General features: G+C 36.2%; 13 protein-coding genes. 10 read left to right on the top strand and 3 right to left on the bottom strand.

Annotated elements, in window-relative coordinates; translation table 11 throughout:
- Nucleotides 1-344 precede the first annotated feature (344 nt).
- The 3 genes from CRS_RS15310 to CRS_RS15300 all read right to left on the bottom strand — a co-directional run bounded on the left by CRS_RS15310 (nt 345) and on the right by CRS_RS15300 (nt 3,432).
- Nucleotides 345-2,003: a ribonucleoside-diphosphate reductase subunit alpha gene (locus CRS_RS15310; RefSeq protein ID WP_062673967.1), complete on the bottom strand. Its 1,659-nt coding sequence runs from the start codon at nt 2,001-2,003 to the stop codon at nt 345-347.
- 55 nt (nt 2,004-2,058) lie between these two features.
- Nucleotides 2,059-2,349 carry a hypothetical protein gene (locus CRS_RS15305; RefSeq protein WP_142724889.1) on the bottom strand — a complete coding sequence of 97 codons (291 nt, stop codon included), beginning with the start codon at nt 2,347-2,349 and terminating at the stop codon, nt 2,059-2,061.
- 108 nt (nt 2,350-2,457) lie between these two features.
- The gene (locus CRS_RS15300) at nt 2,458-3,432 is read right to left on the bottom strand and encodes a ribonucleotide-diphosphate reductase subunit beta (RefSeq protein ID WP_062674779.1); all 975 of its coding nucleotides are present in this window, start codon (nt 3,430-3,432) and stop codon (nt 2,458-2,460) included.
- 424 nt (nt 3,433-3,856) lie between these two features.
- Between CRS_RS15300 and CRS_RS15295 the strand changes: the two genes are divergently transcribed.
- From CRS_RS15295 to CRS_RS15250, 10 genes are all read left to right on the top strand, one after another.
- The gene (locus tag CRS_RS15295; protein WP_142724888.1) at nt 3,857-4,546 is read left to right on the top strand and encodes an ABC transporter ATP-binding protein; all 690 of its coding nucleotides are present in this window, start codon (nt 3,857-3,859) and stop codon (nt 4,544-4,546) included.
- 99 nt (nt 4,547-4,645) lie between these two features.
- Entirely contained in the window at nt 4,646-5,002 is a 357-nt protein-coding gene (locus tag CRS_RS15290; RefSeq protein WP_142724887.1) for a four helix bundle protein, read from the top strand.
- A 131-nt stretch (nt 5,003-5,133) separates the two neighbouring features.
- Entirely contained in the window at nt 5,134-6,363 is a 1,230-nt protein-coding gene (locus CRS_RS15285) for an ABC transporter permease (protein ID WP_142724886.1), read from the top strand.
- A 66-nt stretch (nt 6,364-6,429) separates the two neighbouring features.
- Nucleotides 6,430-7,701, top strand: coding sequence for an ABC transporter permease (locus CRS_RS15280; protein ID WP_142724885.1), 1,272 nt, complete (start codon nt 6,430-6,432; stop codon nt 7,699-7,701).
- Between the two features lie 102 nt (nt 7,702-7,803).
- Nucleotides 7,804-9,015 (top strand): efflux RND transporter periplasmic adaptor subunit, encoded by a 1,212-nt coding sequence (locus CRS_RS15275; protein ID WP_172617091.1) that lies wholly within the window; start codon nt 7,804-7,806, stop codon nt 9,013-9,015.
- A gap of 118 nt (nt 9,016-9,133) precedes the next feature.
- Nucleotides 9,134-9,724, top strand: a complete 591-nt coding sequence (locus CRS_RS15270; RefSeq protein WP_142724883.1) for a hypothetical protein — start codon at nt 9,134-9,136, stop codon at nt 9,722-9,724.
- 58 nt (nt 9,725-9,782) lie between these two features.
- Nucleotides 9,783-11,309 (top strand): glycosyltransferase family 39 protein, encoded by a 1,527-nt coding sequence (locus CRS_RS15265; RefSeq protein WP_142724882.1) that lies wholly within the window; start codon nt 9,783-9,785, stop codon nt 11,307-11,309.
- A gap of 149 nt (nt 11,310-11,458) precedes the next feature.
- The gene (locus tag CRS_RS15260) at nt 11,459-12,364 is read left to right on the top strand and encodes an NAD(P)/FAD-dependent oxidoreductase (protein ID WP_142724881.1); all 906 of its coding nucleotides are present in this window, start codon (nt 11,459-11,461) and stop codon (nt 12,362-12,364) included.
- Nucleotides 12,365-12,512: 148 nt separating this feature from the next.
- The gene (gene glyA / locus CRS_RS15255) at nt 12,513-13,778 is read left to right on the top strand and encodes a serine hydroxymethyltransferase (protein ID WP_142724880.1); all 1,266 of its coding nucleotides are present in this window, start codon (nt 12,513-12,515) and stop codon (nt 13,776-13,778) included.
- Between the two features lie 51 nt (nt 13,779-13,829).
- Nucleotides 13,830-14,294: a regulatory protein RecX gene (locus tag CRS_RS15250; RefSeq protein WP_373995766.1), complete on the top strand. Its 465-nt coding sequence runs from the start codon at nt 13,830-13,832 to the stop codon at nt 14,292-14,294.
- Nucleotides 14,295-14,562 lie beyond the last annotated feature (268 nt).

Genomic DNA, 14,562 nt, shown 5'->3' with positions numbered 1-14,562 from the left:
TGAATGACAGGTCGCTGATACAGAAATTGCAATTTATCTTTACCATCAATTAGATAAATTAATGCAATCATCTGCGGAAATCTGCGTAATCTATGGTTAATTAAAACTCATACAAATGATAGCTATTCAATAGGAACGGGCTTTAGCCCGTTTTCATAAAATAAGCCATAATATCCATTGGCTTTAGCCAAAACTTATTAATACCATAGGAAGATCTGTAAAAATCTGTGTAATCCGCGGACGAACAAATTAAACTGACCTCATCCCAACCTATTATGTTATAAAACGACAAAAGCACACCTTTCAGTATGCTTTTGTAAATATAGCGTGTTTATTACTTGGTCCTATGCCTCGCAGCTTGAGCATGATACGAAGTTAACCATCATTTCTTTTGAAACCGATGAACTTCTCTGGTAGTAAAGCGTTTTTACGCCTTTTTTCCATGCTTCAATATAAAGATAGTTAACATCTTTTACAGGCATTGTAGAAGGAATCTGAAGATTCAGTGACTGTGCCTGGTCAATGTATTGCTGTCTCTGTGCTGCCTGAGAGATAATCTCCATCGGAGAGATTTCTTTGAACGTTTTGAATACTGCCTTTTCTTCAGGAGTAAGCTCGTTCAGGTGCTGTACCGATCCATGGTTGAGCATGATGGTTCTCCATGTTTCTTCGTTATCCAGCCCTTTTTCTTTCAATAGCTGTGCAAGATATTTGTTCTTACGCATAAAGTTTCCTTTGGCAAGACCTGCTTTATAATAGTTAGAAGAGAAAGGCTCAATTCCAGGAGAAGTCTGTCCTAAGATTGCAGAACTTGAAGTGGTAGGAGCAATAGCCATTGTTGTGGTGTTTCTCAATCCATATCCTTTCAATACTTCCGGCTCTCCATAGATGTTCGCAAGTTCTCTTGAAGCCTGCTCAGCCTGTTCTTTGATATGTCTGAATGCTCTTGCGTTGAACTGAGTCGCCTCAAAGCTTTCAAACGGAATCATATTTTTCTGTAAATAAGAATGATATCCTAAAACTCCTAATCCAAGAGCTCTGTGACGCATCGCGAAGTTTCTGGCACCCTGCAGGTAATAGTTACCTTCAGTTTTGTCAATAAATTCGGATAATACAGCATCAAGGAAGTATACGGCTAATTTTACGGCATCTGTATCTTTCCACTCATCATACAATTCAAGGTTCATGGAAGACAGACAGCAGATGAAAGATTCTTCCATTGTGGATGGAAGCATGATTTCAGAACAAAGATTACTTGCATTCACCGTCATTCCTAGATCTTTGTAAACCTGAGGCTTATTTCTGTTTACGTTGTCTGTAAAGAAAATATACGGAAGACCTTTTTGCTGGCGACTTTCCAATACTCTTGCCCAAACTTTACGTTTTTCCATATCACCGTCAATCATATCCTGCATCCAGTAGTCCGGTACGCATACTCCGGTAAACAGGTTCTGAATCGGACTACCAATATCTTTAATAGATAAAAATTCTTCAATATCTCCGTGGTCAATATCTAGGTAAGCAGCAAAAGCACCTCTTCTTACTCCTCCCTGAGAAACAACATCCATAGCCGTATCGAAAAGTTTCATGAATGAAACTGCACCTGAAGATTTTCCGTTATCCGTTACAGCGGTTCCTCTGTTTCTCAATTCTCCAAAATATCCTGAAGTACCCCCTCCGATTTTAGTCTGCATGATGACCTCACCCATTTTGTGAGTAATTCCTTCAATACTGTCCGGGATGTGAACATTGAAACATGAGATAGGAAGACCTCTTTCTGTTCCCATATTAGCCCATACAGGAGAAGAGAAGCTGATCCATCCTTTCGTGATCATTTCTTTGAATGCCGGTTGAAGTTCAGGTTTGTATAACCTTTTTGCAGCGGCAGTGGTAATTCTGTCGATCGCTCCGTCTACCGTTTCACCTTTCAACAGATATCCTCTGTTAAGCATTTGCTCAGACTCTTCATTGAGCCACCATATATTTGAATTTTGCTCTTCCATAGATGTTATATTTTCGAATTCCGGAATGAGAGAATCACTCCGGAATTTTGTTTTTTTATAGTATTGATTGTAAAATTTCTACTTTGTGGGAACCGTTCAGTCCGCTTTCATCTCTTAATCTCTGAAATTCTTTAAAAGACGGAACATTCAAAACCTCATGCTGAACTTCTTCATTGATGTAGTTTGAATAATGTACAAATGTAACACCATCTTCCTTTACAAAAACTTTATATTCAAAGGTGGAAGAATCTAAATTTTTGAAATCTTCCAGAAACTTTTGGATATTAGTTTTATTATTGGGAACAAATTCGGGTTTTACCGTGTAGGTTACTATTACATTGATCATTTCTTTTGTATTTGTGCTTTATTCATGAACAGCATTTCCACATATTAATCAGCAAAGGGTAATCCTGATACTGACTGCTTTGACGCTCGCTTCGCTCGCGCTCCAATATTAGAACAAATCGTTTGCTGTAATACTCTTATCGTGCTTGGTATAGTCAACAGGTCTTTTTGCAAAGAAATCATCTAATGAATTGGCGAAAACTTCCTCTTCGAACCATACCATTGGTCTGTATTGTTCAGGAGTAATGTTGTATTTTGTTTTCATGTTGATTTTCTTCAAGCTGTCATCCACACGGTATTTCATGAAGTTTAACAGGTCTTCTTTAGAAACGTTGTCGATTTCTCCCAGTTCAAAGATCCAGCTAAGAATGTCTCCTTCTCTTGCGATAGATTCATCCACCAAAGTGTAAATGTCTTCGATATCGCTGTCTGTTAACAAGTCAGGCTGTTCCTCACGGATTTTGTTGATCAGATAAATTCCGGCGTTAGCGTGAATCTGCTCATCTACGGAAGTCCATGCAATGATATTGGAAACATTTTTCATAAACCCTTTGAATCTTGTGAAAGAAAGGATGATGGCAAACTGCGAGAAAAGAGAAACGTTTTCCACCAAAATACTGAATAACAGTAAAGCGGAAACATACTCCTTAGGAGTAGCCGAATTAGCATGTTTTAAAGCATTTCCAAGGAATTCGATTCTTCCTTTTACAGCAGGAATTTCGATGACGTTAAGGAATTCATCATTATATCCTAAAACCTCTAATAAACGGGAATATGCTTCAGAATGACGGAACTCGCATTCTGCAAAAGTAGATCCTAATCCATTGAATTCCGGCTTTGGTAAGTGGTTATATAAATTTCCCCAGAATGTCTTTACAGACACCTCGATCTGTGCAATGGCTAACAGCGCATTCTTCACAGCGTGCTTTTCATGTGGTTCCAACTGCGAATGAAAATCCTGAACATCTGCAGTAAAGTCCACTTCCGAATGTACCCAGAACGATTTGTTGATGGCTTCTACAAATTGAAGAACCTCCGGGTATTCAAATGGCTTATAGCTTACTCTTTTATCAAAAATTCCCATATTAAATATCTTTATAATTAAATAATTTAGATCCTTGTGGATAACGTTCCGGAAATACTTAACTTTTTGTTTTTCTGCGGGTTGTGAATTGAAGTTATTCACTTTTGCAAATCCATATTTCTTGTAAAGAACTAATAGCAAAGTTCGAAAAAAAGAACTGATTTTGAAAGGGGTAAATACTAATCGGCTGACTTTTAGCCGGAAAAGTTTTCCACATTTACATGAAACAGCCTCGGATAATAGGCTAGACAGCAATCCTGAGGATAAATAGATGGAAATTGGAAGTTACAGTTAAACAATATTTTGTAAAGTATTATAAATAAAGGTTTAATTTGTTAAACAAAAAAATATTTGAATAAATTTTTATTCTTGTAACAATTTGAAAATATCGTCTACTTATTGGGTATAAAACATACATCACTTAATGTTAGTAATTCAGGATTTAAATAAGTCATACGATACAGGAAAAAGCAAGCTTCATGTTCTCAAAGGAATTAATCTGAATATTTCTGAGGGCGAGTTTGTTTCTATTATGGGAAGTTCCGGTTCCGGAAAATCTACACTTCTTAATATTATTGGGATTCTGGATGAAAAAGATTCTGGAACCTATGAGTTAGACGGAGTACCTATTGAACATTTATCTGAGGTAAAAGCTGCAGAATACAGAAGCCGGTTTTTAGGATTTATTTTTCAGTCTTTTAATCTTATCAATTACAAAACAGCTTTAGAGAATGTAGCGCTTCCTCTGTATTATCAGAATGTACCGAGGAAAGAGCGAAATCAGAAGGCACTGGAATACCTGGAAAAAGTAGGATTGGCACAGTGGGCGAACCACCTTCCAAGCGAACTTTCCGGAGGACAGAAGCAGAGAGTAGCTATTGCAAGAGCTTTAATTACTGATCCAAAAGTGGTGCTGGCAGATGAACCTACCGGAGCATTGGACTCTAAAACTACTCATGATATTATGAAACTGCTTCAGGATATCAATAATGAAGGAAAGACAATCATCGTTGTAACCCACGAACCCGATGTAGCTGCACAGACCAAAAGAAATGTAGTGCTGAAGGACGGGGTTATTGAAAGTGATGAGTTTATTAAGCAGATTGTACTATAGGTGAATAGTGAATGGTCAATTTTGCTTCGCAAGTGAATTTTACAATGAGAATGGTAATTAATTTACAACACACACAAATGAATATGAAAAAAAATAAAAATGTTTTTAAATCTGGACCATTATAAACTTGATGTTTATCAGTCAGCCAGAGAATTAAGAATAGAATGTTATAAGATTTTATCTAAAATTCCTGATCATGAAAAATTTAATATAATCGATCAGATACGGAGAGCTTCTACTTCAGTGGTATTAAATATTACCGAAGGATGTTCAAGAAAGTCTGAACTGGAAAGGAAAAGGTATTTTGAAATTGCCAGAGGTTCGGTTATTGAGTTGGATTCTTGTTTTGATATTGTTATAGAATGTAACTATATTAAAATAGAAGAATTAACAAAAATTGGAAATTTAATAAAAACAGCATTTATCTTGTTAAGTAAAATGTTGAAAAAAGATTAGAAATGTAAAAATGAATTTTGCTTCGTAATTAAAGACTTATGAAGAATAAATTGACAACAAAGTTAATTGACTTCGAAGAAAATTGAAAGCGCAGCTAATTGACTTTTTTACAAAGTAAAAAAATAAAAATTATGTTTGACCTAGATCGTTGGCAGGAAATATTCAGTTCTATCCGGAGCAATGTGCTAAGGACGGTACTTTCGGGGTTTACGGTAGCTTTGGGGCTGTTTATTTTCATTGTACTTTTCGGAATTGGAAAAGGGCTTCAGAATGCTTTCTCTGAAGGGTTTTCAGGTGATGCCAAAAACCTGATTACCATTACTACAGGAAAAACGACATTGGCTTATAAAGGATTACAGTCGGACCGTACGGTTACGTTGAATAATGGTGATTATGATTTCCTTATCAATGCTGACAAAAAGAATGTAGGAGCTTCCAGCCCTAGGTATAATGCCAGTTTAATGGTGAAATATGGCAAAGAAAGCGGGATTTATCAAATCCATGGAGCAGAGCCGGGTGAGCAGATTATTGAAAACCGGAAAATGATTGACGGCCGATATATTACGCCGAGAGATCTGGAAGGAAAACAAAATGTTGCTGTTATCGGGAGAATGGTTCAGAGAGATTTGATCAAGAACGGAAGCCCCGTAGGAAAAGAACTTGATATCAACGGAACCATGTTTAAGGTGGTAGGTGTATTTTCTGATGATGGCGGTGACTGGGATGAGAGACATATCACAGTACCTATTACCACTTTGCAGCAGATGAAAAAAGGTTCTGATACAGTAAATATTGCCTATATCTCCTACAGTGATAAACTCACTCCGCAGGAAGCCATTAAGTATGGAGATGAGCTTAAAGATAAACTGAAATCAAGAAAAAATGTTTCCCCAGATGATGAAAATGGAGTGCGTGTCTGGAACAATGCTAAAAACATGAATGATACATTCACCTTTATGGCTGTACTCACGGCGATTGTTGGATTTATCGGACTGGGAACATTGCTGGCCGGAATCATTGGAATCAGTAACATTATGGTCTATATCGTAAAAGAAAGAACCAAAGAAATTGGCGTACGAAAAGCTATTGGTGCAAAACCAAGCGGAATTGTAGGACTGATTGTTCAGGAGAGCGTTGTGATTACAGTGGTTTCCGGACTTGTTGGAGTAGGAGTAGGCGTTTTGACTTTAAGTCTTATCGGAAACAGTCTTGAAGAGTTCTTTATTAAAAGCCCAAGTGTAGGATGGGGCGCCATCATCATGGCATTTATCGCTTTGATTTTCTCAGGATTGATCGCAGGATTTGTACCGGCATACAGAGCTTCAAGAATTAAACCGATCGAAGCTTTGAGAACAGAATAATTGGCGAAAAAATAAACGGATTAATGAAATTCATAACTCATAATTTATAACTTATAATTCAACAAGGTGAATATCATATTTAAAAAAGATACTTGGCAGGAGATTTATTACTCATTGAGGAATAATAAACTCCGCACATTTCTTACCATGATCGGCGTAGGATGGGGGATGTTTTTGTATGTAAGCCTTCTTGGAGCAGCAAAAGGAATGGAGAATGGTTTTGATAAATTATTTTCAGGTTTTGCCACCAACTCTATATTTCTGTGGGCGCAGAAAACATCTATCCCTTATGAAGGATTCCCGAAAGGAAGAGAAGTTCATCTGAATTTAACCGATATGGAAATGCTGAAAAGGAAAATAACCGCCATAGATTATATATCGCCGCAGAATGCAAGAGGAAGCTTTACCGGAACACCAGGAGAAGCAATGTCAAGGAATGGAAAAAACGGAACCTATTCGCTTACCGGAGACTACTCTGTAGGAAATAAAATCTCAGAAAAGAAACTGATTTTTGGACGTTATATCAATGATGCTGACGTTTCCGGAAATAAAAATGTAGTGGTTATCGGAGAAGAGATTTATAAAAACTTTTTTGATTCCAAGAAAAAAGAAAATCCGATAGGAAAATCCATCAATATTAAAGGACTGTTTTTTAATGTAATTGGAGTTTTCCGTGTAAAAAAAGGAGGGGGATTTGAAAATGATCAAACGGCTTTCATTCCGCTTTCTACCTATACGAAAATGTATAATGCCGGAGACCAGATCGACATGTTTGCTATTGTAAGTAAGCCTAATGCCAATGTGAATTCTGTAGAAGAAGATGTAAAGCAGGCTTTGAAAACCAAAAATAAAGTGTCACCTGAAGATACCAATGCATTTGGAAGCTTTAACCTTGGAAAAGAATTTAAAAAACTGACGGGCTTTCTTACAGGAATGCAGCTACTGACCATTATCGTAGGAACCCTGACGATTCTTGCAGGAGTCATTGCTATTTCAAATATCCTTTTGATTACGGTAAAGGAAAGAACCAAAGAAATAGGAATCAGAAGAGCATTAGGAGCAAAGCCGTCAGAAGTGAGAAATCAGATCTTGCTGGAAAGCGTTGTGATCACACTTTCATCAGGATTAATTGGTTTTATGTCAGGGATTTTTGTGCTGATGATTCTGAATGCTGTTACTCAGGGGCAGGATTCTTTTCCATTTTATAATCCGACGGTCAACTATGGAAACGTATTTGCTGCCATGGCTGTCATGGTAATTTTAGGATTGATCATCGGAATGATTCCTGCACAAAGAGCAGTAAAAATCAGGCCTATTGAAGCCTTAAGAACAGAGTAATTAATTTGAAAATAAAACCATTTTAAGATTTAAAAGCAAAAAATAATATAGAGAATCAATATTTAAATTTTAAATCTATTTAATAAAAAATAAACTATACATATGAAAAAGAAATTCACTTGGAAAAAAGCCATTTATATAGTGTTGGGGCTTTTATTTGCAGTGGCATTGTTCTCAGGGATTGGCTATCTTATCAAATCTAATTCTAAAGAAGGAGAAGCTTTCCTTACCCGTAAGCCTACCGTTCAGAATATGGATGATAAGGTCATGGCAACAGGTAAAATTGTTCCCAAGGAAGAAATTGAAATTAAACCCAATATTGCGGGAATCATAGATAAAATCTTAGTAAAAGAAGGAGATAAAGTAGAAGTAGGGCAGCTGATTGCTACTGTAAAGATTGTTCCGAGCATCTCTGAGGTAAACGCTGCACAGCAGGAGGTTCAGAATGCACAGATCCAGATCAGCAATGCACAGATGAATGTGGGAAATATGCAGAAGCAGTTTGATATGCAGGAAAAGCTTTATAAGCAGGGGGTGGCTTCCAAACAGGAGTTTCTTAATTCTCAGCAGCAGTTATTCTCTCAGCAGCAGACTTTGAAAAATGCCCAACAGCAATTGAATACGGCTCAAAAAAGATTGCAGATCGCTAAAACAGGAGCGACTCCTGAGCTGAAGGGACAGGGGCTGGCGACTACTGAGATCCGCTCAAAAGCTTCAGGTACCGTACTTGAAGTTCCTGTAAAGGCAGGAAGTCAGGTGATTGAAGCCAATAACTTTAATGCAGGAACTACAATCTGCTCGGTTGCAGATCTGAATGTTTTGATTTTTAAAGGAGAAATTGATGAAGCACAAGCGGGAAAACTGAGTGAAGGAATGGATATGAATATCGTAATTGGAGCATTACAGAATAAAACTTTCCCTGGAAAACTTACTATGATAGCCCCTAAAGGAAAAGATAATGCAGGAACTATTAAATTTCCGGTAGAAGGTAACGTAAGTAATCCTAATAATGAGTATATTAGAGCAGGTTTTTCTGCAAATGGTGAAATTGTCCTGAGCTCTCAGAAAAATGCATTGTTACTGGATGAGTCTTTAGTTCAGTATGAAAAAAAGCAAGGAAAAGATGTCCCTTTTGTAGAAGTGAAACAGCAAGACGGGAAATTTAAGAAAATATATGTAAAACTTGGAGCAAGTGATGGAATCAATGTCCAGATACTTCCGGGGTCAAATATCACTAAAGATTCAGAAGTGAAAGTATGGAACCCTTCTGATAAAGATAAAGAAGAACTGAAAGAAAAGTCTAAGAAAAAATAATAAACTACACTATACACTTTTAAACTGTTGAATTCCGGAGGATTTTTTTCTCCGGAATTCTTTTTATGTCAATATCTTTCATGAGTAAATTCTTATATTTAAGTCAGATAAATCAAGAATGTGTCGATACGCAGTAAAAACCTACAAATCACACTATGTTTGCTTTACATGCCGGAAATCATTTAAACAGCCGGCGGTATATGATATCTTACGTAGGATTGAAAAAGAAAAAGTATATCATGAACCTGATGGTAAATCAATAAATATTGGATCCGTTTTTGTTAACCGCAAAGAAAGCCGGCTTTTTAAACTGCCAAATACAGAAGAGGGAAAAGAATTGGTGTCCACACTGGAAAACCGTGTTATAAGGTGTCCTGAATGCAGAAGTATAATGGCTGACCTTGGAAAAGACTTTAAGGCTCCTAAAAAGACAGCAGCCAAAGAATGGAAAATCATAGAAAGTCTTTTTAAAACAGGGAAATGCTTTCATTCATGCGGCTGTGATGGAATAGGATATATTCCTAAAAATCCCATGGACTATCAAGTGTACTTGAAAACAATATTGCAGGATTATCAGGTTTCCCTGACTGCCTGCCAGAAGATACCAATAGAAGAATTTCCGGATAAAGCTGAAGAGATTAAATACTGGTCAGACAGAATTCAACGGATAAAAACTGAAATTATAGATAATAAGTTTGAAATCATGTGAATTATGTAACAAAAGAGAGCACTATACTGTCTTACCTTTAAATTCCAAATTATATCCTATGAAAAAAGACTATTGGATTTTATTTCTTTTTATCGTTGCAAAATTTGTTCTTCAATACTCGCTGATAAGTCCTGAGTATGAACTTCACCGGGATGAATATCTGCATCTCGATCAGGCCAATCATCTGGCGTGGGGCTATCTTTCAGTTCCTCCCGTCAATTCATGGATTGCCTTGATGATTAAAATGTTAGGAAATTCTATATTTTGGGTTAAATTCTTCCCTGCATTGTTCGGAGCACTGACGATAGTGCTGGTGTGGAAAAGTGTTGAAGAACTTAATGGAAGCCTCTTTGCCAAAATACTTGCTTCTTTAGGGATTCTGTTCTCAGTGCTCCTCCGGATAAATATGTTGTTTCAGCCTAACTCTTTAGAAATTTTTCTGTGGCTGTGCCTTTATTATGCCCTGATTAAATATTTTAATTCAGAAAAAGTAAAATGGATATACATTGGAGCGGTTATTTTCGGAATAGGAATATTAAATAAATATAATATTGCTTTTTCATTATTGGGGCTTATTCCTGCATTATTGCTAACAGAGCAAAGGAAAATTTTTATGCAGTCTCATGTGTACTGGGCCGCTCTTCTGGCTTTGATTATTGTTTTTCCCAATCTTCTCTGGCAGTATCAGAATCATTTTCCGGTGATCCATCATATGAAAGAGCTTTCTGAAAAACAGCTCGTGCATGTGGATAGAATGGGTTTTATGAAATCTCAGATTCTCTTTTTCATAGGAGTTATTTTTGCTATTATAGCAGGGTGGGGAGCATTACTGTTGTACAAGCCTTTTGAGAAATTCAGGTTTTTCTTTTGGAGTTATATCATCACCATTACCCTGTTTTTATTTTTTAAAGCAAAAGATTACTATGCGATAGGGCTTTACCCGGTGTATATTGCCTTTGGTTCCGTTTTTCTGGGTCACTTATTTGAAAAAGGATGGAAAAGATTTTTAAAACCTGTCAGCATCCTTATCCCTATACTTTTATTTCTTCCTTTATATAATGTAGCCTTTCCCAATAAGAGTCCTGAATATATTGAGTCTCATCAGGATCAGTATAAAAAATTCGGATTGCTTCGCTGGGAAGACGGAAAAGATCATCCGTTGCCTCAGGACTTTGCCGATATGCAAGGCTGGAAAGAATTGGCTCAAAAAGTAGATAAAGAATATTCCCGACTGTCAAAATCCGGAAATACCATGGTGTTGTGTGATAACTACGGGCAGACTGGCGCTATTAATTATTATTCAAAGGCAGGTGTTGTAGCCATGTCATTTCATGCGGATTATATTAACTGGATAGATTTAACAAAAAAATATAAAAATGTTATCAGGGTTAAAGATGCTCCTGAAGCAGGAAAAGAACTTAAAGAATCAGGCTCCTTTTTTGAAGTTGCAAAATTATATGATTCCATTACCAATCCGTACGCAAGAGAAAGAGGAACGGCAATTTTCAGTTTGCAGGGAGCAAAAATAGATATCAGTAAAAGAATTCAGGACGAAATTGATGAGACTAAAGATGAATGGAAATAATAAGATAGAAGAATGATAATTAGTTTTAAGATATAAAGATAATAGATAAAAAACATTATCGCAACAATATTGCATTAATGAAATTTATTTTATTTTTGCACTATCAACTATCAACTATCAACTATCAACTATCAACTATCAACTGAACTATGGAAAACAAAAATTTTGATGTCATTATAATAGGAGGAAGCTATTCAGGATTATCCGCAGGTATGTCATTGGGAAGATCTTTAAGAAATGTCCTGATTATTGACAACGGAAAACCTTGCAACAGGCAAACACCACATTCCCATAATTTTGTTACTCATGATGGAAAAACACCGGGAGAAATTGCAAGGCTGGCAAAAGAAGATGTAGAGAAATATAGCACTGTCCGGTTTTATAATGGAACAGTTGTAAAAACAGTAAAAACAACTGATGGTTTCGGAATTGAAATTTCATCCGGCGAAAAATTCCAGGCTAAAAAACTTATTTTGGCTTCTGGAGTGAAAGATAAAATGCCTGATATTCCCGGATTTGCAGAATGCTGGGGGATTTCTGTTATACATTGTCCATACTGTCATGGCTATGAAGTGAAAAACGAGGTTACCGGAATTCTTTCCAATGGGGATATGGCTTACGAATTTTCAAAACTGATTTTTAATCTGACTAAAAATCTTACCCTGTTTACAAACGGGAAAGCTGCTCTTACAGATGAACAACTCGAAAAACTGAAGCAGAATAAAATCATTCTTAACGAAGATGAAATTAAAAGCATTGAGCATACAAATGGTTCCATTCAGAAAATAATTTTCAAAAACGGAAAAGAAGTTGCTTTACAGACTTTATATGCTAAAATTCCTTTTGAACAGAATATCAATGTGTCCGACGATCTGGGATTTGAACTGACAGAACAGGGATTTATTAAAGTGGATATGATGCAGAAAACAAATGTTCCCGGAGTTTTTGCCTGTGGAGATAATGTAACCATGATGCGCTCTGTAGCTAATGCCGTTGCACAGGGGAATTTTGCAGGAGCAGTGGTCAATAAAGAACTTGCAGACGAAGAATTTTAAAGGGTTTTTGATCAAATTAAAACAGCTATAATATTTGATTTATTGATGAGGTTCTCATTTTTTAGTGTTTAAAATCATTTTTTCAATAGAAAAATCTCGACGAAAATTCCGTACATTTGGGGTGAAAATTTCAAAAACTAAAAGTAAAATGGATATTATTTTCGACCTGATTGAAAAAGAAAGACAAAGACAAACCCATGGATTAGAGCTTATCGCATCAGAGAACTTTGTTTCTGAAAACGTGATGAAAGCAATGGGAAGTGTACTGACCAATAAATATGCTGAAGGATATCCCGGGAAAAGATATTACGGAGGATGTGAAGTAGTAGATGAGGTTGAAACTTTAGCTATCAACAGAGCTAAGGAGCTTTTCGGAGTAGATTATGTGAATGTTCAGCCACATTCCGGTTCTCAGGCGAATGCAGCCATTTATCTTGCAGTTTTAAAACCTGGTGATAAAATCATGGGGATGGACCTTTCAATGGGAGGACACCTTACTCACGGTTCTGCAGTGAATTTTTCTGGTATTCAATATAATGTAGTTTCTTACGGAGTACAGCAGGAAACAGGTCTTATTGATTATGACCAAATGAGAGAAGTAGCGTTGAGAGAAAGACCAAAGATGCTTATTGCTGGTTTCTCAGCGTATTCAAGAGATCTTGATTATGCTAAATTCAGAGAAGTTGCAGACGAAGTGGGAGCTACTCTTTGGGCAGATATTGCTCACCCAGCTGGTTTAGTGGCAAAAGGATTACTGAATTCTCCATTCGAACATTGCCATGTAGTAACTACCACTACCCATAAAACTCTGAGAGGTCCAAGAGGAGGGATGATCATGATGGGGAAAGATTTTGAAAATACATATGGCCACAAAACTCCAAAAGGAGAAATCAAAATGATGAGCCAGGTACTGGACGGAGCTGTATTCCCAGGTATTCAGGGAGGACCACTTGAGCATGTAATCGCTGGTAAAGCAGTAGCTTTCGGTGAAGCTTTAGACGTACAGTTCGAAACATATGCAAAACAGGTTAAAGCCAATGCTCAGGCATTATCAAAAGCAATGATCAACAGAGGATTTGATATTGTAAGTGGTGGTACAGATAACCATTTGATGCTGGTAGACCTTAGAAATAAAGGAGTAAACGGTAAAGAAACTGAAAAAGCATTAGTACTTGCTGATATTACCTGTAACAAAAACATGGTTCCTTTTGATGATAAGTCTCCATTTACGACATCTGGTATCAGATTGGGAACTGCTGCTATTACAACAAGAGGATTGAAAGAAAATGATATGGATACCATTGCAGGATTAATTTCTGAAGTAGTAGATAATATCAAAAATGAGGAAGTTATTGGTTCTGTAAGAAAGAAAGTTAACGAATTAATGGAAGGTAAAGCTCTGTTCAATTACTAACAGACATTCCAATATTATATAAAGAATGAGCAGGCTGCTCATTCTTTTTTTATTCAAATGGAAAAGAAATCTTATACTTTCGACGAAATCAAGCAGAAACTGGTCAACTATTGTGTTTATCAGGACCGCTGTCATGCTGAAGTGGAACAGAAGATGAGGGAGTTCATGCTTATTGATGAAGCCAAGGAAGAAATTATTCTGTATCTTCTGAAAGAAAATTATTTGAATGAAGAAAGATTTACCCGAAGCTATATCAGAGGTAAATTTTACATCAAACATTGGGGAAAGACGAAAATCAAAATGAATCTGAAGCAGAAACAGATTTCCGAGAAGCTGATCAATTCGTGTTTTGATGAGATTGATGATTCTGATTATGAGAAAACTATCCGAAAGATTTTTGAGGAGTATTATTCTAAACAGAAGGGTTTGAAAGAATATCAAAAAAAAACCAAGACTATAAAGTATTTGATGGGTAAAGGTTTTGAATATGAAAAAATAATTGATATTTTTGACTGAATATTAATAAAATTTAAAAAACTTGACGTATGACTTTTAGGGAAAAAATAAGCAGTTCATTGAAAAAGATTGATATATAGGGATTTAGTAATTATTTTAAAGAGAAACAGCTTAAATAAAGAACTTTAACAGATATATATCACCTTTGTAAAGAGTTTTTATGGTATGATTTTTGTCACTGAGTTTAGCTGTACCTAATGAAATTGTTAGATTTCATAAAATATAACATCAAATTTATTTTTGATTTCAATATATTGAAATAAATTTA

The sequence above is a fragment of the Chryseobacterium sp. ON_d1 genome (genome assembly GCF_006829085.1).
Classification (GTDB): Bacteria; Bacteroidota; Bacteroidia; order Flavobacteriales; family Weeksellaceae; genus Chryseobacterium.
The sequence above is the reverse complement of the archived record's forward strand: the minus strand, read 5'-3'. Positions and strand labels throughout refer to the sequence as shown.